Origin of the sequence: Corallococcus sp. EGB, assembly GCF_019968905.1 — a bacterium.
In the GTDB taxonomy this organism is placed as follows: Bacteria; Myxococcota; Myxococcia; order Myxococcales; family Myxococcaceae; genus Corallococcus.
Genome location: NZ_CP079946.1, coordinates 7,914,483 through 7,935,587, shown reverse-complemented (window position 1 = coordinate 7,935,587; position 21,105 = coordinate 7,914,483). Strand labels below are relative to the sequence as shown.

Sequence of the window (21,105 nt, the reverse complement as noted above, 5' to 3'; positions counted from 1 at the left end):
TCCCAGAGCCCGCCATGACTTCCGACGAAAGTGTTTCCGCTACCTTCAAGCGCGCGGCGGCGGAGCGCGCGGTGGACTTCATCCAGCCGGGCATGGTGGTGGGGCTGGGCACGGGCAGCACGGCCGCGTACGCGGTGCGGCGGCTGGGCGCGCTGCTCGCCGCGGGGACGTTGAAGGACGTGGTGGGCATCCCCACGTCCCGCGCCACCGAGGCCCTGGCCGCGTCCCTGGGCGTGCCGCTCACCACGCTGGACGTGCACCCGGTGGTGGACCTCACCATCGACGGCGCGGACGAGGTGGCGCCGGACCTGTCGCTCATCAAGGGCGGCGGCGGGGCGCTCTTGCGCGAGAAGGTGGTGGCGCAGGCCAGCCGCCGCGAAATCATCGTGGTGGACGCGCCCAAGCTGTCACCCCGGCTGGGCACGAAGTGGCCGGTGCCGGTGGAGGTGCTGCCCTTCGGCTGGCGCTCGCAGGCCCTGTTCCTGGAGTCGCTGGGCGCGCGCGTGGTGGCGCGGCTCGCGCTGGATGGGACGCCGTACCACACGGATCAGGGCAACGTGGTGCTGGACTGTGACTTCGGTCCCATCAGCGACCCCGCGGGGCTGGCCGCGAAGCTGGAGGCCCGGGCCGGGGTGATGGCGCACGGCCTGTTCCTGAACCTGACCACCGACCTGGTGGTGGCCGGGCCCGACGGCATCACCCACCGTGTCCGGAGCCCGTGAGGCGCAGGGTGTCCTCGACGGTGTCCACGTCCTCCTCGCCGCCGGGCAGCGCAACCTCCACGACGCGCGAAGGGTCGCGAGCGATGAGCCCGCGCGCGCCGCCCGTGGGAGGCAGGGACTCCAACTCGGGGAAGAGGGCGCGGGCGAAGAGGGCGGGGACGCCCCGGGTGTCCGCGTAGGCGGATGCGACGATGGGCGCGCGCGTGCGCTCGAAGGTGGCGATGAGCGAGCGCAGGTGGGCCGCGTCCACGCGGACCTGGTCGCAGAGCATCAGGAGGGCGCCGTCCACGTCCGGAGGAAGTGCCCGCAGGCCCGCGCGCAGCGACGAGCCCTGGCCCAGCGCCCAGTCCGGGTTGTCCACGCGCCGCACGGGCAGCCCGTCCAGCTCCGAGGCGACTTCCTCGCGCCGCGCACCGAGCACGACGGTCACCGCCGGGCTCGCGGCCAGGGCCCGCTCCGCCGCGCGCCGCACCAGCGACGCGCCCTCATGCCGGAGCAGTTGCTTGGGCTGGCCCAGCCGCGTTGAGCCTCCCGCGGCGAGCAGGATGACGGCGATGGTCATCACGCCGACCTGCGCTCCGGCGGGGCCGCGTCCGCGTGGATGGGCGCCTGCCGCTCCCGCAGCCGTCCCCCGCCGCGGCCGGCGAGCACCGACTGCACCTCCGCGATGATGGACAGCGCAATCTCCTCCGCGCCCTCCGCGCCCAGGTCCAACCCCATGGGCGCGTGCAGCTTCTCCAGCTGCGAGGCGGTGGGCGGCTGCGCCAGCTCCCGCAGGATGCGCTCCGTCCGGGAGCGGGGCCCGAGCACGCCCAGGTATCGCACCGGCAGCGGCACCAGCCGCTCCAGCAGCTCCCGGTCTTGCGGCAGGCTGTGCGTCATCACCAGCACCAGGCTGCGCGCGGACAGCGGCACCTTCTGCGACACCTCGCTGGCCCGCGACGCGACATGCGCGTGGGCCAGCGGGAACCTGCGGCGCAAGAGCTCCACGGGCCGGTCCGCCACCACCGTCAGGTGCCAGCCCAGTCCCTGCGCGCGAGCCACCACGGGCGCGACGTCGAAGCCGCTGCCGAACACCACCACCGGCGGCGCCGGCTCCACCACCTCCACCAGCACCTCCGCGCCACCGCACGCGCCGCTCCAAGACACGCCGCGCACCAGCGCCTCCGTCGCCGCCTCGCGCACCGGCTCCCGCAGCGCGCCCGTGAGGTTCCCCGCGGACACGCCGTCCTCGCGCAGCATCAGCCGAGTTCCCACCGCGTCCTCGGGGCCCCGGTACACCGTGGCCACCACCGCGCGCAGCGACTGCTTGCGCGCCTCCGCCGCGAAGCCCAGCGCGTCACCCGGCCCCGGCTCCCAGCGCTCCAGCAGGATGTCCACCACGCCGTTGCACCCGAGCGCGAAGGACAGCCCGCCCTCGTCCTCCGCGGCGTCACCGGTGGTGTCGTAGCGCAGCACGCGCGGCCCTCCCGACGTCCAGAAGAACGCCTTGCGCACGAGGTCGCCCTCGAGGCACCCGCCGCTCACCCCGCCCGCGAGCCATCCGTCCGGGCCCATCACCATGCGGGCGCCCGGGCGCCGATACGACGAGCCGGACACGGCCACCACCGTCGCCAGCACCACCGGGCCGGAGGCGCGCCCGCATGCCCGCAGCAGGTCTTCGAGTTCCTTCATCGCCTTCCCATCTAACCATCCGCGCTCCTCACCCGGGCTGATTCCGCGCCGGGCGGGTGTGCACCGTCCGACGCCCGGCGCACGCAGGGCAGCCATCCGGCCGTGCGCCCGCCATCCGCATGACGCTGGCGGACAAGGCCCTCCGCCACGAACTTGAGCGGAGGACTTCTGATGGAGGCTCGGTGGAATTCACAGCGCGACGGCATGACGCCCGGCATCGCTTCCCCTTCGCTCGCGGCACCTCGAGGGCCTGGCGCCCCAGCAAGGGGAGGGCGGCGTCATGAAGATGCCCGAAGTGCTGGAGCACCTGCCCGCCGTCGGAGCCCTGCTCGGACGCAAACCGGGCGGGCAGGAGGACGTCTTGCCGAAGCGTGACCCCACTCTCACCCTGCCGGACTTCCATGCCGTGCCGCTACCCAACAGCGAGCGCCGGCTGGGAGACGGCCGCACGCTCATCGTGCACCACCCCGCGCCGCGCGCGCCCCGGGGACCGGGCCTCACGGTGATGAGCTACAACATCCTCATGGGCGGCGAGCGTCAGGAGGCGCTGCTGGAGTACTTCACCCAGTTGGAGGCCCAGGACCGCATGCCGGACGTCATCGGCATGCAGGAGGCGGGCGTGCCCATGTCGGTGCTGCTCGCGTCCCGCTTCGGCTTCCACCTAGTCTACCAGGGCAGCGACGGCGACAACGGCACCCGGCTGGTGAACGGCAAGGCCTGGCTGAGCCGCCACCCCATCGCGGACGCCGCGCACTTCACCTACGTCCTCACCGACGCCGAGCGCAACGACGCCATCGCGCGCCAGGGCTACGCGGGCGAGCTGGTGGAGGACCGGGGCGTGCTGTGGGTGAAGCTCCTGGTCGAGGGCCGCCCCATCTACCTCTACAACCTGCACCACGCGCTGGGGGACTCGGGCATCAACGCCCTCAACCTGCGCCAGCTCAACGCGCTGCTGCGCCGCCGCGAGGGCGTGCCCGCCGTCGTGCTGGGCGACTTCAACGCCAACACCGCCATCAAGCGCGGCGGCTCCTGGCTGGTGGCGCACCTGCTGCACCCGAAGCAGGACAACGACACGGACACCATCGAGGAGTTCCGCCAGCGCTACGGCGACGACATGCACAACGTCACCGTGGGCGACCGCGGCGTGGGCAACATCGCGGACCCGCGCCTGCGCCACGAGCTGCACGTGCTGGAGCAGGAGCTGCCGGAGACGGTGTGCCACGCGACGGCGGTGCGCGTGCGGCTGGCGGACCAGTCCCTGACGACGCCCCAGCACGCCCGGCAGGAGCTGGGCTCCGGCCAGATTCCCAAGGGCAGCCCCGCGTGGTGGCGCCTGCAGGACATCGCGGACTGCGCCACGCTCACCTCGCACCCGGACAGCCACGGCGTGGTGCACGCCACGGGCAAGCGCTTCGACAACTTCTACGCGACGCGCTCGCTGGCCCCGGTCCTCTTCGAGGTGGACCGCTCCACGGAGTCCTCGGACCACCAGCCGGTGGTGGCGCACTACCGCTTCGGCGAAGGCCACGCCCCGGTCCCGCCGTCCCACTGAGGCCCTCCACCGCTCACGCGGCGAGGGCCGCGCAGCGGTGGCGCGCGAACAGGTCCTTCACGTAGCGGCCCAGGAGCGCCGCGTCGAAGTCCAGGCACTGGAGGTCGGTGCCCGCCAGCGCGGCGCGCGTGTGGTCCGTGCGCAGGCGCGGCGTGCGGTGGTGCAGCTCCAGCACCGTGCGGGTGCCGTGATAGACCTTCTCCCGCAGGAACGCGACCAGCGGGAAGAGGGCGTTGTCCGGCCCCACCCGTCCCAGCTCCCGCAGCCACACCGCCGGCGCCACCCGGCGCACCGGGTGCCCGTGCGCGCCCAGCATGTCGAAGAGGGCGTTGTGGGAGGGCTCCTGCTCGCGCTCCGGCGCCAGGTTGTACGTGCCGCCCGGCGCCTGGGTGAGCACCAGGTGCGCGGTGGCGCTGGCCACGTAGTCCACCGGCACCGGCAGCCAGTACTTGTCCGGCAGGTCCGGCGACAGGCCCAGCTGCGCGCAGCCCACCAGCAGCCGGCACAGCATGTCGTCCGCGTTGCCAATGCCCGTGCGGCTGTGGCCCTGGATGAAGCCCGGCCGGTAGATGCTGACGGGCAGGCCGCTGTCGCGCGCGTCCCGGGCGATGCGCTCCGCCACCCACTTGGCCCGCGTGTAGCCGTTCTCGTAGGCCATCAGGTCCAGCGAGCGCTCCAGCGCGAAGTCCTCGTCCACCTCCTCCACGCCCAGGAGCGTGCCCACCGCGCCGTGCACGCTGAGCGAGGACACGTGGTGCAGCGGCTTCACGCGGCCGTGCGCGCTGAAGGCCAGCACCTGCTGCGTCCCGACGACGTTGGGCCGCCCCGCGTCCGCGTACGGAAGGATGTAGCTGATGCTCGCGGCCGAGTGCACCACCGCGTCGCACTGGAGCGCCAGCGCGTCGTGCACGGACGCCTCCAGCCCCAGCCGCGTCCGGGTGATGTCGCCCGCCACCGCCTGGATGCGCCCGTCGCGCCAGGGCAGGTGCACGCCGTACTTGCGAGCGGTGGCGCGAAGCCGGGCGCCGGCCTCCGCGTCATCGCGGGCCCGCACCAGGCAGTGGATGCGCTCCACGCGGGGCGCCAGCGCGGCCAGCAGGTGGACGCCCAGGAAGCCCGTGGCCCCCGTGAGCAGCAGCGTGCGCGGCGGCTGCGCGGCGGGCGCGGGGCCCGTCAGCCGGGGCAGCGCCACGGACCGGGCGTCCGTCAGCAGCGTGGCGCGCACGGCCTGGGGGCCCGCCTCCGCCGGAGCCGCGCCGGCCTCGCAGAAGGGCAGGAGCAGCAGCGGCGTGGGGTGTGAATACACGCGGCGCGACGGCAGCGACACGCCGAAGTCCTCCTCCACCTGCGCCAGCACGTGCGCCACGCCCAGCGAGTCACCGCCCGCCTGGAAGAAGTGCGTGGTGGCCGTGACGGTGCCCGGCGCGGCGCGCAGGCCCCGCTCGAAGGCGCGGCACAGCTTTTCGATGGGCGTCGCGGGAGCGGCGGGCGTGGAGGCCGCCTGGGCGCGGGGGGCGGACGCGGTGGCGCCCGCCCAGTCCGCGGGGGGCGGCAGGGCCTGGCGGTCCACCTTGCCCAGGTGGGGCATGAGCGGCAGGCGCGGCAGCGCCACGAAGCGGTGCGGCACCATGTAGTCCGGCAGCACGACGCCCAGGTGCCCGCGCAGCGCGTCCAGCGACACCGTGTGGCCCTCCTGCACGCTGTGGTAGGCCACCAGCAGGCCCGTCGTCTGGCCCTGCGCGTCCGTGTGCTCGAAGACCGTCACCGCCGCCTGCGCGACGCCGGGGTATGCGTAGAGCGCCTGCTCGATGGCCTCCAGCTCGATGCGGAAGCCGCGCAGCTTCACCTGTTGGTCCATCCGGCCCAGGAACGTGAGCGCCCCATCCGCGCGGCGCACGGCCTCGTCGCCGGTGCGGTACCACCGGTCTCCCCGCGCGTCCGTGGGGAAGCGCTCGCGCGTGCGCTCGGGCTGGTTGCGGTAGCCCTCCGCCACGCCCTCGCCGCCAATCCACACCTCACCCGTCACACCGTCCGCCACGTCCTGGCCCTCCGGCCCCACCACGCGCAGGCGCACGCCCGGCAGCGCCTGCCCGATGGGCACGGGCGACTCGCCGCCCTGCACCCGGTACGCCGTCGCGCACACGGTCCCCTCCGTGGGGCCGTAGGCGTTGAAGACGCGGCGGCCGGACGCATGCCACCGCTCCGCCAGCGGCGCCGGGCAGCGCTCGCCCGCCATCACCACGCACGCCACGTCCGGCAGCGTGTCCACGTGCGGCCCCAACTGCCCCAATACGGACGGCGGCAGGCACAGGTGCGTCACGCGCTGCTTGCGCAGGTACTCCGCCATGCGCCGGCCGGGCAGCAGGTCCTCGCGCGTGCCCTGCACCACCGCGCCACCCGCGAACAGCGTGGGGAACACCTCCCACACCGACGCGTCGAAGTTGATGCTCGCGAACTGCAGGTGCCGCGTGTCCGGCCCCAGCCCCAACAGCGGCGCCACGCCGTGCACCAGGTTCACCAGGCCCCGGAACGTGCACACCACGCCCTTGGGCTCGCCGGTGCTGCCGGAGGTGTAGATGAGGTACGCGGGCCGGTCCGCCGGCGCGTCGATGACGTCCGGGACCTCGCCGTCCTCCACGCCGTCCGCCCCCGCCGCCGCATCCGCCTCCAGGAAGGGCAGGGGCGCGCCGAGCCACGTCTCCAGGAGCCCCACGGAGACGCGGTGCATGCGCTGGGTGACGACGCCGCGCAGGCCCGCGTCGCGCAGGATGCGCAGGAGCCGCTCGTCGGGGAGGAACGGATCCAATGGCACGTAGGCCGCGCCCGCCATCCAGATGCCCAGGATGGCCGGGATGACCTCCGGCCCGGGCACCACCATCAAGCCCACGCGGTCTCCCGGCCCCACGTCCCACTCGGCGCGCAGCCGCCGAGCCACCCGGGCCGCCCGGCGCAGCAGCTCCGGCTGTTTCAGCACCGTGGCTCCGAAGGCGATTTCCGCGGTCGGGGGAAGACGCAGCGTGGACGGGAGGGCCATGGTGCATTCCTTGGATGTGGTGACTCGCGCGGGGGATGTTTCGCGTCTGAAGAGTCTAAAGACTGTCAGCGTCCGCGCAATAAGTAGGAACCGCGTGTTGATACACGCGCAGTCTTGGTTGTGACACACAGGCTCGGGTCATCCGCGCCCCCGTCTCCCTCGGGGGATGTCCGCACGGGGTGTATGTCTTTTTCGTCTGGATACATCTTTAAAACAATGCGGCATGCGAGGATGGGGATGTCTGTCTTTTTCCCGTGGAGGTGCGCAGCCGCCGCGCGCGCAGGGGTGGCAGGTGGGTGCAACCTGATTCGTCGGGGTGTGTTCACACCCCCTGTCACGCTGGATGATTCAGGCGGGCTGGGGTGTAGTGGGGAACTGGATGCCCTCGCTGCGACACGCCTTCCTGCTCAACGCCGTGCGCGAGCTTGGCCGCTCGGTGCCGGACATCGTCCAATCCCGCGCCTCCTGGGATGTGTGCCTGGAGCGCATCCGCGAGGCGTGCGCCTCCACGCTGGGCATGGAGTACGACACGCTCGCGCGCTTCGACGCGCGCTCCGTCGTCGGGCTCTTCTCCCATCCGGAGCAGGCGCGCATCCTCGCCCGGCTGGTGGACGAGCGGGCGCGCCTGTGCGAGGCCCACGGCCGCTACGCGGACGCGCTGGCGGACAGCCACTACGCGGGCCAGCTGCTCACGTGCTCGCGCGTCCGCTTCGGCCTGCCCCGGGACGCCCGCGCCGCGGACGTCCTGGAGCGCGAGGCGGGCGCGCCCACGCCTCTATTATTGATGGAGGAGTGAGCCTCCGGCGCCTCCTCAAGGTCCGCCGGCCTTCACCCTCAGGACCACCTTGCCCACGGCCTGACGCGACTCCAGCTCGCGCAGCGCCCGGGCGCCGTCCTCGAAGGGGAAGACGCGGCCCACCAGCGGCTGGATGACGCCCTTCGCCGCGAGCGCCTCCAGATCCTTCGCGATGGTGTCCGTCACTTCCGGCGCCTGCATCAGGAAGGCGCCCCACGCCACGCCCACCACGGAGACGTTGCGCAAGAGCAGGCGGTTCACCGCCACGGACGGAATCTGGCCGCTGGCGAAGCCCACCACCAGGAGCCGCCCCTCCGGCGCCAGCGCCTTGAGGCTCTTGTCGAAGACGTCGCCGCCCACCGGGTCCACCACCACGTCCACGCCCCGGCCGTCCGTGGCCTCGCGCACGCCGGCCTGGAAGTCCTTCAGGAGGAAGACGGCGTCCGCGCCCGCGCGCTTCGCCACCTCCGCCTTGCGCTCGTCGCCCGCCACCGCCAGCACGCGCGCCCCGGCGCCCTTCGCCACCTGCACCGCCGCGGTGCCCACGCCTCCCGCCGCGCCGTGCACCAGCACCGTCTCCCCCGCGCGCAGCTGCCCGCGCCGGTGCAGCGCGAAGTGCGCCGTGTGGTAGTTCATCACCACGCCCGCCGCCTGCTCGAAGCTCCACCCCGCGGGAATGGGGAAGGCCAGCTCGGGCGCCACCACGCAGGCCTCCGCGAAGCCGCCCAGCGTGAAGGAGAAGCCCATCACCCGGTCGCCGGCCTTCACCCGCGCCCCCGCGGGCGCGGCGCGCACCACGCCCGCCACCTCCACGCCCGGCACGAAGGGCACCTCCGGCTTCATCTGGTACTGGCCATGGGTGAGCAGCAGATCCGGAAAGCTCACCCCGGCCGCCACCACGTCGATGAGCACCCCGTCTCCGGCCTCCGGCTCCGGCACCTCCACCATCGCCAGGCCCTCCGGCCCCGTCAGACGCTGAAGCTGTAATGCGCGCATGCGTGTCGCCTCCCGGGCCACACGCTAGCCCGCTCGCCCCGCCCCCGGGGCTGATGTCAGCGGTGACACAGGACCCACCCGGGTCTGGAATAAATGAGACGGCAATTTCTCCCCGCCGTTCAGTCTTTGCACGCATCCGTCGAAAGATGCTTCAAACCGGAAGTAGCAGCCTTGCCGGTTTGAGGCGCCCACCCCGTTCCCGCCGGGCTGCGTGAGTCCCTCCGTCATTTCAAGCAGTTGCGAGATAGTCTCGAGGTCTGAGAATCGATGTAAAGATAGAAATCTCGCCTGTACTTGAAATACGCGCCTCTCCTGTGACACAGTGGTTTCTAATCTTTCCCTTTAGGAGGATTGCATGTACGAGAAGCGAGTACGCGGCGCCCTGGGTGCCGCGGCCCTGTCCCTGCTGGTTGGCGCCTGCACCGAGAACGCTCCTGCCTCGAACACGGAGGACACGAACATCCAGAAGGCTTCCGCCAATCTGACGGCGGGCCAGACGGTCATCGCGGCGGACTCCGACGCGGTCCCCACCTTCGTCACCGGTTCCTTCGGCACGGTCCCCGCGCCGTCGGCCATCCAGGGCATCGCGGCCCAGCAGCAGCTGGCGCCGGTGCTCGCGGGCGTGGCGCCGATGTTCCGCCTCAACCCGAACGACCTGTTCCTGAAGAAGGCCTATGTCGGCTTCGACGGTGACACGCACTACCGCTACGGCGTGACCCAGAACGGCATCCTGGTTCAGGACGCCGAGGTCCGCCTGCACGCGCGCAACGGCTCCGTGTTCGCGGTGAACACCAACGCCCGCGGCGACCTGAAGGGCGAGCTGAAGGCCACCATCGCGTCCGACGCGGCCATCGCGGCGGCCGTCGGTGATCGCGGCTCCCCGGAGCGCGCGGCCGCCAACGGCGAGCCCCAGCTGGTCTACCGCCGCTCGGGCAACGAGCTCATCCTGGCCTACGAGGTTCGCGTCCAGGGCGAGCTGAAGGACACCACCCCGGTGGATGACTCCGTGTACGTGAACGCCAAGACGGGCGACGTCTTCGAGCGCGTTCCGCACATCCACTCGGCGAAGAACCGCCAGGTCAACGACATGCAGCACAAGACGAACGTCCCCACGGGCGGCGTCCGTGCTCGCTGGGAGGGCGACCCGGCCCACGCCGACGCGGTGGTGAACAACAACTACAACCACCTGGGCACGGTCTACGACTGCTACCAGCAGCTGTTCGGCCGCGACTCCATCAACAACGCGGGCGCGACGCTGAAGAGCTTCGTCCACTACAGCAACAACTACGTCAACGCCTACTGGGACGGCAGCCAGATGGTGTACGGCGATGGCGACGGCGTGACCGCCTCCAACCTGGCGAACTCGCTGGACGTGACGGCGCACGAGCTGACGCACGCGGTGACGGAGAACGAGTCCAACCTCACCTACTCCGGTGAGTCCGGCGGCCTGAACGAGTCCCTCTCGGACATCTTCGGCGCGGTCTGCGAGTGGTACAGCAAGGGCAAGGTCGTCGACGCCAACACCTGGATCGTCGGTGACGACGTCTGGACCCCGAACATCCCGGGCGACGGCCTGCGCTACATGGACAACCCCACGAAGGACGGGGACTCGCTCGACTACTACCCGGACTACGGCCCGGGCGTGGACGTGCACTACAGCTCGGGTATCTCCAACTACGCGTTCTACCTGATGTCCGAGGGTGGCACGCACGTGCGCGGCAAGACGACCCAGGTCGTCACCGGCATCGGGTTCGAGAAGGCCGCCCGGGTCTTCTACAAGATCAACGCCGACATCCTGACCGCGTCCTCCAACTTCGAGGCGGCGAAGACGGCCTCCGAGCAGGCCGCGGCGCAGCTGGGCTTCAGCGCGGCGGAGATCGCCTCGGTGGGCAACGCCTGGAAGGCCGTGGGCGTGGGCGTGCCCGTGCCTCCCCCGGTCACCATTCCGATCACGAAGGGCCAGGTCGTCACCGGCATCTCCGGCACCTCCGGCAGCAAGGTCTACTACTCCGTGACCATCCCCGAGGGCGCCACGGACGTGACCTTCACGCTGGCCGGCGGCACGGGTGACGCGGACCTCTACGTCCGCAAGAACAACGCCCCGACGGACTCCCTGTACGACTGCCGTCCGTACAAGTCCGGCAACAACGAGGTCTGCACGTTCGCCAGCTCCGGCCCGAAGGGCATCTGGTACGTGATGCTCAAGGGCTTCACGTCCTACGCCAACACCTCCCTGACGGTGACCTGGAAGGGCGGCTTCACGGACATCGAGAACGAGACCCGCATCGAGGGCCTTTCCGGCGTGCCGGGTGACGAGAAGGTCTACATCATCGACCTGCCCCAGTGCGACGAGGGCAAGGGCACCGCGAGCTTCCGCCTGTCGGCGGTCCTCGGCGAGGGCACGGGCAACGCGGACCTGTACCTCCAGGCCAACTCCGCCCCGACCTTCACCTCGTACATCGGCCGCAGCGTGAAGGAGACGGCGACGGAGAGCATCGTCAAGACGAACCTCCCCGCCGGCAAGTACTACTTCAAGATCGTCGGCGTGCCGGACCTGTCGAGCCAGCCTGAGAACGGCTACGTGAACACGGTGTTCGCGGCCTCGTACACCCGCGTCTGCAAGAAGTAGTTCCTGACGCAGGACGGGGCGTGGCGCGGTCGCCGCGCCCCGCCCTGATGAAGCCCCGGGCTCCCGCCTCCTCGCGGGACCCGGGGTTTCTTCTTTGGGGCGCTCAGCCCACCGCGGGCGCCACGGCGGGGGCCGGGCGCATGGGCTGGACGCGGCCGTAGGTGAGCGAGCGCCACAGCCACTCCACCGGGCCGAAGCGGAAGCGCTTGAGCCACCAGTGGCTGAAGGCCACCTGGCCCGCGAAGGCCACGAGGCTCATCAGCACCGAGAGCGACGGGGGCGTGCGGCCCACGAGCCCCAGGCCCCAGCCGTCATAGAGGCACAGGCTCACCACGGACTGCATGAGGTAGAGCGTCAGCGCCATGCGGCCCGCGGGGGTGAAGACGCCCAGCACCTTGCGCCAGCGCTCCTGCTGGAAGAGCAGCGCGAAGGACGCCGCGTAGCCCACGCCCAAAAAGAGGACGCCCACGTCCTTGGGGATGCGCATCCACACCAGCCAGCCCGGCAGGTTCGTCATGCTCCGGTACTGGATGTTGAGCCCCATGATGAACAGCCCGATGACGCCGCCCACCCCCAGCCCCCAGGCCGCCAGCTTCCGCAGGAGCGGGCGGTGGCGCTCCACCTGCTGCAGGAGCCCCCGGCGCCCGGCCCACAGGCCCAGGAGGAAGCGGCCCAGGATGATGGACAGCAGGATGGGCCGGTTGGGGTTGGAGATGCTCTCCCAGCCGTAGCGCGCGTTGGCCTGCTGGCTGGCCACCACCGAGTCGCTGGACAGGCCCGCGATGAACGCCGCGCGGCGCTCCGCGTCCAGCTCCTTCGCGGCCTTCTGGGCGCTCTCCGTCTCCGCCGCGCCGTCCAGCACCATGGGGAGCACCCGCTGCCCCACGGAGAAGACGGTGGGCACCACGAACAGGAACAGCGCCGCGCAGACGAGCACCGCCTTGTCGGAGCGCTGGCGGAACAGCAGCAGCACGAAGCCCACCAGCGCGTAGGTGGTGAGGATGTCGCCCAGCCAGAGGGCGAACATGTGGACCAGCCCGATGCCCAGCAGCACCCCCAGCCGGCGCCGGTACACCGGCACGATGGAGGTGCCCCGCCCCTCCGCGCGCGTCATCTGCAGCGCGAAGCCCAGCCCGAAGAGGAAGGTGAAGAGGGTGACGAACTTCTGCTCGATGAGCAGCCCGAAGAGCGCGTTGACCGCGACCTCCAGCGGGGGCGCGGCGAGCGCCAGGGCCTGCTCACGCGGGAGGAAGACCCGGCCGTTGAACCAGTTCAGGCTGTTGGAGACGAAGACGCCCAACAGCGCGAAGCCGCGCAGGGCGTCGAGCGCGTGGACACGCTCGGAATTGTCAATGGGACCTGGGGTGGGTATTTCTGACATGTCGGGGACTACACGCTGCCGCACTTGGCAGCGTCAATCCGGTGCCCGGGGCGGCTCAGTGCGCCGGGCGCGCCTGGCGGGCGGGCGCAAGGCGCATGGGCTGGGCGCGGCCGTAGGTGAGCGAGCGCCACAGCCACTCCACCGGGCCGAAGTGGAAGCGCTTGAGCCACCAGTGGCTGAAGGCCACCTGCGCCGCGAAGACGCCCAGGCACAGGAGCACCGTGCGTGACGGGGGCGTGTGGCCCACGAGCCCCAGCCCCCAGCCGTCATACAGCCCGATGCTGAGCAGCGACTGCATGAGGTAGAGCGTCAGGGCCATGCGGCCCACGGGCGTGAGCACGCCCAGGGCCTTCCTCCAGCGCTCCTTCTGGAAGAGCAGCGCGAAGGCCGCCGCGTAGCCGCAGCCCATGAAGAGGTAACCCACCTCCCGCAGGGTGCGCATCCCCACCATCCACGCCGGAGGGCTGGCCTGCGCCCCGGGGCCTCCGGGGACGCCCTGCTTCTTCAGGTAGAGCACCAGGGACAGGGTCGCGATGGCGCCGCCCACGCCCAGCCCCCAGGCCACCACCCGGACGAACAGCTTGCGGTGGCGCTCCACGTCCTCCATCAGTCGCTGACGTCCGGCCCACAGGCCCAGGAGGAAGCGGCCCAGGATGATGCACAGCCAGATGGGGCGGCCCGGGTTGGGCAGACTCTGCCACGCGAAGAGGGCGTTGGCCTTCTGCGACGTCAGCACGGAGTCGCTGGACAGGCCGGTGAAGAACGCCGTGCGGTGCGCGGCCTCCACCTCGCGCGTGGCCCGGGCGGCCTGCTCCGCCGCCTCCTTGCCGTGCAAGAGCTCCGGCCCGTAGCGCTGCGCGATGGACAGCGTGAGCGGCAGGACGACGAAGAGCACCGCCACCCAGGTGAGCACCGTCCTGTCGGAGCGCTGGCGGAACAGCAGCAGCGCGAAGCCCACCAGCGCGTAGGTGCTGAGGATGTCGCCCACCCAGACGGCGAACATGTGGACGAGGCCCAGCCCCAGCAGCACCCCCAGCCGGCGCCGGTACACCGGCACGATGGAGGCGCCCCGCCCCTCCGCGCGCGTCATCTGCAGCGCGAAGCCCAGCCCGAAGAGGAGCGAGAAGAGGGTGATGAACTTCTGGTCCACGAAGAAGGCGTAGAGCTGGCCGACCCACTTCTCCAGCGGGGCTGCCACCAGCGCCTGCGCCTGTTCGTGCGGCAGGAGCGACCGGCCGCTGAACCAGCTCAGGCTGTTGGACAGGAAGACGCCCAGCAGCGCGAAGCCACGCAGGGCGTCCAGCAGGTGCACCCGCTCGGAGACTTCGACGGGACCAACGGAGGAGGGCTCGGGCATGGCGCGGAACTACACGCCTGCGTGCACCACACCGTCAAACGCATGCGGTGTGACGCGGCCCGCGCGCGCATGTGGCTCACGACGTCACGGAAGGGGGGCGGATTTCTGCGGACCGGGCAGAACCTCGCGCAGGCCGCGGTCCAGGCCCCCGCCGCGGTGGCGCCACTGGTTGGGGTAGCCCAGGGACACCTCCTCGAAGCGCACGCCGTCGCGCCACAGGGTGGCGGGCATGTGCAGGTGCCCTGTCACCACCACCTCCGCGCGGTAGCGCGTGTGCCAGTCCTCGGTGAGCCGCGTACCGCACCAGATGGAGAAGCGCGGGATGCGCGGCAGCCGCACGTGCTCGTAGCGCAGCGGGTAGTGGTTGATGAGGATGGTGGAGCACCCCTCGGGCAGCCGCTCCAGCCGCGCGCGGGTGCGCTCCACGCGCGCGTGGCACCAGGCCTGACGGGTGGGGTAGGGCTCCGGATGCAGCAGCACCTCGTCCGTGCACATCAGGTCGTCCTCCCAGGCCCACTCCAGCGCCTTCTCCGCGGGCACGGAGTCCGGGCGGAAGGTGTAGTCGTAGCCCAGGAACATGGGGACGACGACGCGGTGCGGGCCCTCCCCGGGCCAGCGCGGATACGGGTCCTCCGGCGTGAGCGCGCCGTAGCGGTGGCACAGGTCCACCATGCGCAGGTAGCGCGCCTCGCCCTTCAGCGGGGGCTGTTCGGAGGGCAGGGTCCACAGCTCGTGGTTGCCCGGCACCCAGACGACCTGGCGGAAGCGCGCGGTGAGGGTGCGCAGCATCAGCTCCATGTCCGCGAGCGTTTCGCCCACGTCGCCGGCGACGATGAGCCAGTCGTCCGGACGTGGCGTGAGCGCCGCCAGCGCTTCGTGGTTCTCCTTGTGCCGCAGGTGCAGGTCGCTGATGGCGTAGAGCTTCATGGCGTGCGTGGGAGCGCCCTACCTTAACGCGCACCGCCGCGCGCGCCACGGGAACGCCCGGCCGTCAGCTCAACGAGGCCAGGAGCGCCAGCACCTGCTGCGGCGGCGCGGCGCGGTCCATCCAGGTGATGCCCTGCTCCCGCAGCCCGCGCGAGGGCGGGTGCGTGGTGTGCAGCGCGCACGCGGCGCGCGGATGCCGGGCGCGCACGCACGACAGCAGGCACAGCCCGTCCCCATCCGGCAGGCCGTAGCCGCACACCACCACGGACGGCATGGCCTCCCCCATCAGCCGCTCCGCTTCGCGCACGCCCAGGGCATAGCGCTTGTCGCCGGGCAGGTGCCGGACGAGCCGCCGCAGCGCCGCGAGCGCGCGCGGATCCGCGTCCACGAAGAGGAAGCTGGGCGGGGCGTGGGAGGGCTCTCGCATGAAGGCGGTGGGTGGTGCGGAGAGGCTAGACGCAAGAGGTTGTGTCGCGAAAAGCCTACCCCGGAAGTTCTTGGAAGCCAACCTCTCAAGTCATATCGACATGGGCGAACCCGGTAGGTTAACGACCCCATGGAAAAGACCCTCGCATCCCGGCTCGGAGGCGCGGCCCGCGTCGCCCGCACCCGCCTGAACCTGACCCAGGCGGACGTGGCGGAGCGCATCGGTATCGCGAGTGAGGTCTATGGGCGGCTGGAGCGCGGCCACATGCTGCCCAGCATCCAGACCTTCCGCCGGTTGTGCGTGGTGCTGTCCATCTCCGCGGATGAGGCGCTGGGGTTGAAGCCGTCGCAGGACGTGAAGTGGGCCGCGGAGCCTCCGTCCGACTACGGCGAATCCGCCGAGCTGCGCCGGCTCTTGCGCCGCGCGAAGCAGCTGGACCGGGGCTCCATCCGCATCCTCAGCGTGCTGGCCTCGCAGTTCAAACCCCGGAGCTGAAGGCCGCTGCGGTGCTCACCCGGCGTCGTCCCAGCGCGAGAGCCGCTCCCGCAGCTTCCGGACGGAGGGAAAGCCGTTGAAGAGCACCACCTGCGGGTGATCCTCCAGCGCCTGCCGCTCCGCCGCCTCCTTCGCCAGCGCCCGGTCCACGCCCAGGAGCAGCCCCGCGTCGGGGCGCGCGCGCATCTCCGACAGCCGGCGTGACAGCGGCGCCGCGTGCCATGGGTGGAACAGCTCCAGCGCGACCTGCCGGCCCGTCTTCCGGTGGCGGAAGGTGAGGTCGGGCACGCACAGGCCGGCGGCGCCGGTGTGGCGGGGCAGGGGCGTCAAATCCAGCTCCCAGTCCGCGTCCTCGAACCCCTCCGCCAGCGCGGCCACCTCCGGCGGCACGTGCCCCAACGCGGCGGGCAGCGGGGACACCAGCGGATCCTCGTGGGAGAGCTGGAGGGTGGAGCGCTTGCGCGCGTCCTCCAGCACCGCGGACAGCTCCCAGCGCTCCAGGATGGGGACCACGGAGAGGAAGCTCGCGAGCTGCAGGCCGTACTTCTTCTGCAGGGACAGCATGGCGCCGGGGCCCTCCACCTCCAGGGACCAGTCCTCGCCGTCGCGCCGCACCTCCGCCACCAGCCGGCAGAACTTCAGCCACCGCAACAGCTTGCGCACGCGCAGCAGCTCCGGCGACCGCGCGCGAAGGGTGAGGCGCCGGGCGTTGAGCAGCGGCCCCTGCGCGAGCGCCAGGTTGTAGCGGTCCAGCAGCCCCTGGGGCGTGAGCGCCTCGCCGTCCCACCCGAGCAGCTTCCGGTGGCCGGGCAGGTCCGAGTAGAGCGCCTCGCGCGTGTCCCCGAGCGGCGCGTCCAGGGCCTCCGCGAGGCGCGCTTCGTAGGCCTCCAGGGTCGTGTCCGGAGGCAGGGCCCTGAGCACCTTCGCGCCCACGAGCAGCGTGCGCCAGCGGGCCTCCTGGGCGCCCTCACCGGCCTCGTCGAAGAGGAGCCGGTCGAGCAGCAGCTTCACCAGCCCGCGCGCGACCTTGGGGCGGCTGAACGCGCCGGCCTTGAGGCCGAAGGCCTCCTCCACGTCGTCGCGGCGCTGGCCCCGGAAGGACTCGGCGTCCGCGAGCAGCTCCTTCGCGAGCGCCTGGAGGGACGGGTCGTGCGTCTTCACGAAGGAAGGGCGCAGGATGCCTTCGCGCACGCGCGAGGCGAGCAGCTCACGCGTCAGCACTCGGGAAGACCCTCCGGCTCCTGGCCCTGGTAGGCGCTGTGCTGCCTGCGCCTCTCGCTGATGCCGCTCTCCGCCGTCTGCGCGGAGCACACCTCGTAGAGCAGGGCGCGCTTGCCGGGGCGCTTTCGCAGGATGCGGCCCAGGCGCTGCACGTGTTCGCGCACGCTGCCGCTGCCGCTGAGCACCACGCCCACGCGCGCGTCGGGCACGTCCACGCCCTCGTTGAGCACCCGCGAGGTGAGCAGCACCGGCAGCTCCGCGTTGGCGAACGCGGCCAGCAGCGCCTTGCGCTCCGGCAGCGGCGTGTGGTGCGTGAGCGCGGGCAGCAGCAGCTTGCGCGCGAGCGTGTAGACCGTCTCGTTGTCGTCCGTGAAGACGATGACGCGGTCCTCGCGGTGCTCCAGCAATATCTTCCAGAGCGCGTCCAGCTTGCCGCTGGAGGTGAGCGCGATGCGGCGCTGCTCCCGGTAGCCCCGGTACGCCGCGCGCCCCTCGTCGCTGCGCTGGCTCTGCGCGAGGAAGCGCGCCCAGCCGTCCGGCGACGCGAGCGGAACGCCCAGCCTCCGCACGAACGTGAGGTACCTGCCCCGCGCCTCGTCATAGCGCGCCTTCTCGTCGGGCGTGAGCGGCACCTCGATGCGGCGGACTTCATAGGGCGCCAGGTACTGGCCCTGGAGCTCCTGGATGCCGGTGCGGTGCACCAGCGGCCCCAGGAGCTCCTCGCACACGCGCTCGCCGCCGTCCGCGCGCTCCAGCGTCGCGGTGAGACCCAGCCGGTAGGGCGCGAGCGTCCCCTCCGCGATGAACCGATAGCTGGGCGCGGGCAGGTGGTGGCACTCGTCGCAGATGAGCAGGCCGAAGCGGTTGCCCGTGAACTCCATCTGCATCGCCGCGGAGTCGTACGTCGTCACCGTCAGCGTCTGTCGGTCGTTGACGCCGCCGCCCACCATGCCCACCGGGGTGGCGAAGTGCTTCGCGAGCACGCCCTGCCACTGCGCCATCAAGTCCAACGTGGGCACCACCACCAGCGTGGGCCGCTTCACCCACGCGATGGCCAGCACCGCCAGCAGCGTCTTGCCCGCGCCGGTGGGCAGCTCCACCAGGCCCTTGCCTCCCGCGCGCGTCCAGGCATCCAGCGCCGCGCGCTGATGCGGGAACGGCTCGATGGGCACCGCGAGGGGCAGCTCCACCGGCTCGAAGCGCTTCGCGCGGTCCTCGTAGGGGAGCCCGCATTCGCGCAGGCGGAGGACGACGTCGCGGTAGTGCAGCGCCGGCGCGCGGAAGACGCCCGTGCGCCCGTCCTTCTGGAAGAGCGCGTGCAGGCGCGCGTCGTCGGGCAGCGTCGGAGCCACCAGCGTGCCGCTGTCGTAGTGCAGCTCGATGAGGGGGGAGGGCAGGGGCTCGATGACGGACGCTCGGGGCGCTTGGGGAACCGACGTGGGGGGAGGCTCGCGGGGATGGGAAGTAGCGGGTTGGGCGGCGCTCCGCCACTCTGGCCCGCGCGGCGGGAAGAAGCCACGGGCACGGACGTCCGGTTGCCTGGAGGCACAGCGTGCCTCCTGGACGCGAGGACGGTTGCCGTGAGGGGGGCGAGGACGTTACGTGGACCTTCCATGTCCTGGATCCGCCCTGCTGTAGACCGCCGCATGCCGCCCGCCAGCTGGAGGCCTGTGTTCTTCCAGGCGTCGGCGCGCTGATGCGGGTCCTCATCGTCAGCCCGCATGCGGCGTCCCGGGCGCTGCTCAGCCGCTTCCTGCACGCGGAGCCGGACGTGGAGGTGTCCGCCACGGGCGAGCCCGATGATGCCTTCGCCTCCATCGCGGAGAACAAGCCCGCGCTGGTGGTGGTGGACCTGCGCCGTCCGGACGAGGACCACCCGCTGTTCCTGGGGCTCTTGCGCAAGCGGCACCCGTCGTTGCCGGTCATCTCGCTGGTGCCCGGCCGGCTGCGCATCTTCGACGGTCGCGGCGAGCGCGTGCGCGAAGCCCACGGTGACACCGCGGAGGCGCTGCACCACCTGATGGGGTCGGTGCTCCAGGCCACGCGGGACCTGCTGGCCCAGCACCTGTTGCGGACGTTGCGCCCGCCGGTGGGACGGGCCTGAGCCACCCGGGGACTACAGGCGCAGCCGGTAGCCCACGGCCGCGAGCACCGCGCCCGCGTTCACGTCGCCCGTGGTGAGGAAGTCCACCGGAGCGAACTGGTACTTCGCCTCCAGGAAGACGCCGCCCGGACCCAGCGGCAGCTCCGCGCCCGCGAGCGCCTGGAAGCCCAGCCCGCCACCGCTCTCCGACGTGGTGCTGTCGAACGACTCCACCGTCGTGCGGTGCAGGTACAGGCCGGGGCCCGCGCCCACGTAGGGCGTGAGCGGCCCGAACGCGCGCGGGAAGCGGAACACGGCGGACAACTGGATGGCCACCTGCCGCTCGGCGAGCGTGTACGGGGACTCGATGGGCTGGCCCAGGTTGTCCAGCTGGGGCCCACGCAGCGTCCCCGACATGGAGGGCCGCTGGTAGTTCACCTCCAGCACCAGCGCGAGCCGCCGCTGGAGCCAGGGCGTGATGTAGCCCACCTCGCCGCCCAGGTAGAGGTCGCCGCCGAGCGACGTGGTGGGCTTGATGAAGCCCACCTTGGGCGCGATGAAGAAGGGGCCTTCACGGTCCTTCTTGGGCGAGGGAGCGGCGGCCAGCGCCGCGGCCGCGAGCAGGGCGAGCGCGTTCATGGGGAGACCGTGAAGCCAGAGGACGCGGGGATGACTCCGTAGGCACCGTTGGGGTCCGCGACGATGAGCCCATACGTGCCAGGCACGACACCGCCAGGGCACGACGGATCCGTGACGGGCCGCGCGTCGAAGCCGGAGCAGGTGGGCACCGTGGCGCGGAGCCGCGTCGGGGACACGTAGGTCACGTCATACAGCGGGATGTTCACCGGCTGGCCGGGGTCCGTCTTCACGGGCGCGACGAGGTACACGTCGTGGGCGCCGGGCGTGAAGGACGCCGGGCCGGTGGAAGCGGAGTTGGTGAGGGTGATGACCGTGTCGCGGGTGGCGGGGCCGCTCGAAGGCGCCACGGAGAGGGTGCCCAGGCGCGGATAGGCGACGGTGAGCGCCTGGGGACGCGTGACGGAGCATCCCTCCGGGTTGGTGAGGGTGAGGGCGTAGGTGCCCTCCGGCGTCGCGGGCGGCACCTCGGTTTCGATGCGCGTGTCGGAGACGACGGTGAGCGTGAAGAGGGGGTGGTCCTCGTCGCCGTCGCGCTGGAGGACGATGAGCGGCAGCGCGTCTGAACGGAAGCCACTGCCTTCGATGATGAGGGGGCTGGCGGCGTTGTAGCGGAAGCCCTCGGGCACGGTGAGGTTCGTGACGGCCGGCGGTGGCACGACGTGCAGGGCGTCCTCGAGCTCCGAGGTGCCGCCCAGCGGGTTCGTCACGGAGACGGAGTAGGTGCCCGGCGGGAGCGTGGTCGACGGCGTGCTGTCGCGGGTGGGCAGGTCCATCCGCATGAGCTCGGTGCGCGCGAAGAAGACATGGTCGGCGGGGAGCGTGTAGTCGCTCGGGCCGCGCAGTGAGACCTGGGGCAGCTCCACGGAGGGCGTGTCGGTGAGCGCGTCGCGTGGCACGGGCGTGAAGCGGCTGCCGATGAGCTCCAATCGCCATCCCGTGGGGCCGCCACCGGCGTTGCAGACGCGCGCGGGGGTGACGAGCCGCTGCCGCGGATTGATGAGGCCCTCGAGCTTCGGAGTGGTGCCTTCGGTCGATTCGGAGCAGGCGACCAGGCTGAGCAGTGCGGCGGCGACAGGAAGGCGCACGGGTTCCTCCATCATCCCGTCAACAGAGCTGTCACACGTTAGGCCGGGGCCCCGAAGGGTCAGGAGTTTTTTCCGGCTCCGAACCCA

At 71.7% G+C, this 21,105-nt stretch carries 18 protein-coding genes; 6 read left to right on the top strand and 12 right to left on the bottom strand.

What is annotated here, in order from left to right; genetic code table 11:
- The first annotated feature begins 14 nt into the window (after window positions 1–14).
- A complete protein-coding gene (gene rpiA, locus KYK13_RS32200; RefSeq protein ID WP_223637604.1) occupies window positions 15–722 on the top strand; it encodes a ribose-5-phosphate isomerase RpiA in 708 nt (235 codons plus the stop codon).
- Here the strand turns inward: rpiA and KYK13_RS32195 are convergent.
- A complete protein-coding gene (locus tag KYK13_RS32195) occupies window positions 697–1,284 on the bottom strand; it encodes an NTP transferase domain-containing protein (RefSeq protein ID WP_223646861.1) in 588 nt (195 codons plus the stop codon). The genes rpiA and KYK13_RS32195 overlap by 26 nt on opposite strands.
- Window positions 1,284–2,396 (bottom strand): XdhC family protein, encoded by a 1,113-nt coding sequence (locus KYK13_RS32190; RefSeq protein WP_223637601.1) that lies wholly within the window; start codon window positions 2,394–2,396, stop codon window positions 1,284–1,286. Before KYK13_RS32190 ends, KYK13_RS32195 begins: the two co-directional genes overlap by 1 nt.
- Window positions 2,397–2,676: 280 nt before the next feature.
- Here KYK13_RS32190 and KYK13_RS32185 point away from each other — a divergent pair, with 280 nt between their 5' ends.
- Window positions 2,677–3,948, top strand: coding sequence for an endonuclease/exonuclease/phosphatase family protein (locus tag KYK13_RS32185; RefSeq protein ID WP_223637598.1), 1,272 nt, complete (start codon window positions 2,677–2,679; stop codon window positions 3,946–3,948).
- A gap of 13 nt (window positions 3,949–3,961) precedes the next feature.
- On the opposite strand, the gene KYK13_RS32180 is transcribed toward KYK13_RS32185, so the two are convergent.
- Window positions 3,962–6,982 carry an amino acid adenylation domain-containing protein gene (locus KYK13_RS32180; RefSeq protein ID WP_223637596.1) on the bottom strand — a complete coding sequence of 1,007 codons (3,021 nt, stop codon included), beginning with the start codon at window positions 6,980–6,982 and terminating at the stop codon, window positions 3,962–3,964.
- A gap of 379 nt (window positions 6,983–7,361) precedes the next feature.
- Here KYK13_RS32180 and KYK13_RS32175 point away from each other — a divergent pair, with 379 nt between their 5' ends.
- Window positions 7,362–7,778, top strand: coding sequence for a hypothetical protein (locus tag KYK13_RS32175; RefSeq protein WP_223637594.1), 417 nt, complete (start codon window positions 7,362–7,364; stop codon window positions 7,776–7,778).
- Window positions 7,779–7,793: 15 nt separating this feature from the next.
- Here KYK13_RS32175 and KYK13_RS32170 read toward each other — a convergent pair whose 3' ends face one another.
- Window positions 7,794–8,774 (bottom strand): NADPH:quinone oxidoreductase family protein, encoded by a 981-nt coding sequence (locus KYK13_RS32170; RefSeq protein WP_223637592.1) that lies wholly within the window; start codon window positions 8,772–8,774, stop codon window positions 7,794–7,796.
- Between the two features lie 355 nt (window positions 8,775–9,129).
- Here KYK13_RS32170 and KYK13_RS32165 point away from each other — a divergent pair, with 355 nt between their 5' ends.
- Window positions 9,130–11,403 carry a M4 family metallopeptidase gene (locus KYK13_RS32165; protein WP_223637589.1) on the top strand — a complete coding sequence of 758 codons (2,274 nt, stop codon included), beginning with the start codon at window positions 9,130–9,132 and terminating at the stop codon, window positions 11,401–11,403.
- A gap of 103 nt (window positions 11,404–11,506) precedes the next feature.
- On the opposite strand, the gene KYK13_RS32160 is transcribed toward KYK13_RS32165, so the two are convergent.
- The 4 genes from KYK13_RS32160 to KYK13_RS32145 all read right to left on the bottom strand — a co-directional run bounded on the left by KYK13_RS32160 (window position 11,507) and on the right by KYK13_RS32145 (window position 15,495).
- Entirely contained in the window at window positions 11,507–12,784 is a 1,278-nt protein-coding gene (locus KYK13_RS32160; RefSeq protein ID WP_223637588.1) for a DUF418 domain-containing protein, read from the bottom strand.
- Between the two features lie 55 nt (window positions 12,785–12,839).
- Window positions 12,840–14,141, bottom strand: coding sequence for a DUF418 domain-containing protein (locus KYK13_RS32155; protein ID WP_223637586.1), 1,302 nt, complete (start codon window positions 14,139–14,141; stop codon window positions 12,840–12,842).
- Window positions 14,142–14,225: 84 nt separating this feature from the next.
- The gene (locus KYK13_RS32150) at window positions 14,226–15,068 is read right to left on the bottom strand and encodes a metallophosphoesterase (protein ID WP_223637584.1); all 843 of its coding nucleotides are present in this window, start codon (window positions 15,066–15,068) and stop codon (window positions 14,226–14,228) included.
- Window positions 15,069–15,132: 64 nt separating this feature from the next.
- Window positions 15,133–15,495 carry a response regulator gene (locus KYK13_RS32145; RefSeq protein ID WP_223637582.1) on the bottom strand — a complete coding sequence of 121 codons (363 nt, stop codon included), beginning with the start codon at window positions 15,493–15,495 and terminating at the stop codon, window positions 15,133–15,135.
- A 129-nt stretch (window positions 15,496–15,624) separates the two neighbouring features.
- On the opposite strand from KYK13_RS32145, the gene KYK13_RS32140 reads away from it, so the two are divergent.
- Entirely contained in the window at window positions 15,625–15,990 is a 366-nt protein-coding gene (locus KYK13_RS32140) for a helix-turn-helix transcriptional regulator (RefSeq protein ID WP_120528580.1), read from the top strand.
- Between the two features lie 15 nt (window positions 15,991–16,005).
- Here KYK13_RS32140 and KYK13_RS32135 read toward each other — a convergent pair whose 3' ends face one another.
- Both KYK13_RS32135 and KYK13_RS32130 read right to left on the bottom strand, forming a co-directional pair.
- The gene (locus tag KYK13_RS32135; protein ID WP_223637580.1) at window positions 16,006–17,211 is read right to left on the bottom strand and encodes a DUF790 family protein; all 1,206 of its coding nucleotides are present in this window, start codon (window positions 17,209–17,211) and stop codon (window positions 16,006–16,008) included.
- Window positions 17,205–18,608, bottom strand: coding sequence for a DEAD/DEAH box helicase family protein (locus tag KYK13_RS32130; protein ID WP_370645453.1), 1,404 nt, complete (start codon window positions 18,606–18,608; stop codon window positions 17,205–17,207). Before KYK13_RS32130 ends, KYK13_RS32135 begins: the two co-directional genes overlap by 7 nt.
- A 296-nt stretch (window positions 18,609–18,904) precedes the next feature.
- Between KYK13_RS32130 and KYK13_RS32125 the strand changes: the two genes are divergently transcribed.
- Window positions 18,905–19,315 (top strand): response regulator, encoded by a 411-nt coding sequence (locus KYK13_RS32125; RefSeq protein WP_223646858.1) that lies wholly within the window; start codon window positions 18,905–18,907, stop codon window positions 19,313–19,315.
- A 12-nt stretch (window positions 19,316–19,327) separates the two neighbouring features.
- Here KYK13_RS32125 and KYK13_RS32120 read toward each other — a convergent pair whose 3' ends face one another.
- Both KYK13_RS32120 and KYK13_RS32115 read right to left on the bottom strand, forming a co-directional pair.
- The gene (locus tag KYK13_RS32120) at window positions 19,328–19,933 is read right to left on the bottom strand and encodes an outer membrane beta-barrel protein (protein ID WP_223637578.1); all 606 of its coding nucleotides are present in this window, start codon (window positions 19,931–19,933) and stop codon (window positions 19,328–19,330) included.
- Window positions 19,930–21,018: a hypothetical protein gene (locus tag KYK13_RS32115; protein ID WP_223637575.1), complete on the bottom strand. Its 1,089-nt coding sequence runs from the start codon at window positions 21,016–21,018 to the stop codon at window positions 19,930–19,932. The genes KYK13_RS32120 and KYK13_RS32115 overlap by 4 nt, the downstream gene beginning before the upstream one ends.
- Window positions 21,019–21,105 lie beyond the last annotated feature (87 nt).

Excerpts from the sequence above, each read along its gene's own strand:
- rpiA (WP_223637604.1), top strand. The coding sequence starts at position 15 with ATGACTTCCGACGAAAGTGTTTCCGCTACCTTCAAGCGCGCGGCGGCG.
- KYK13_RS32195 (WP_223646861.1), bottom strand. The coding sequence starts at position 1,284 with ATGACCATCGCCGTCATCCTGCTCGCCGCGGGAGGCTCAACGCGGCTG.
- KYK13_RS32190 (WP_223637601.1), bottom strand. The coding sequence starts at position 2,396 with ATGAAGGAACTCGAAGACCTGCTGCGGGCATGCGGGCGCGCCTCCGGC.
- KYK13_RS32185 (WP_223637598.1), top strand. The coding sequence starts at position 2,677 with ATGAAGATGCCCGAAGTGCTGGAGCACCTGCCCGCCGTCGGAGCCCTG.
- KYK13_RS32180 (WP_223637596.1), bottom strand. The coding sequence starts at position 6,982 with ATGGCCCTCCCGTCCACGCTGCGTCTTCCCCCGACCGCGGAAATCGCC.
- KYK13_RS32175 (WP_223637594.1), top strand. The coding sequence starts at position 7,362 with ATGCCCTCGCTGCGACACGCCTTCCTGCTCAACGCCGTGCGCGAGCTT.
- KYK13_RS32170 (WP_223637592.1), bottom strand. The coding sequence starts at position 8,774 with ATGCGCGCATTACAGCTTCAGCGTCTGACGGGGCCGGAGGGCCTGGCG.
- KYK13_RS32165 (WP_223637589.1), top strand. The coding sequence starts at position 9,130 with ATGTACGAGAAGCGAGTACGCGGCGCCCTGGGTGCCGCGGCCCTGTCC.
- KYK13_RS32160 (WP_223637588.1), bottom strand. The coding sequence starts at position 12,784 with ATGTCAGAAATACCCACCCCAGGTCCCATTGACAATTCCGAGCGTGTC.
- KYK13_RS32155 (WP_223637586.1), bottom strand. The coding sequence starts at position 14,141 with ATGCCCGAGCCCTCCTCCGTTGGTCCCGTCGAAGTCTCCGAGCGGGTG.
- KYK13_RS32150 (WP_223637584.1), bottom strand. The coding sequence starts at position 15,068 with ATGAAGCTCTACGCCATCAGCGACCTGCACCTGCGGCACAAGGAGAAC.
- KYK13_RS32145 (WP_223637582.1), bottom strand. The coding sequence starts at position 15,495 with ATGCGAGAGCCCTCCCACGCCCCGCCCAGCTTCCTCTTCGTGGACGCG.
- KYK13_RS32140 (WP_120528580.1), top strand. The coding sequence starts at position 15,625 with ATGGAAAAGACCCTCGCATCCCGGCTCGGAGGCGCGGCCCGCGTCGCC.
- KYK13_RS32120 (WP_223637578.1), bottom strand. The coding sequence starts at position 19,933 with ATGAACGCGCTCGCCCTGCTCGCGGCCGCGGCGCTGGCCGCCGCTCCC.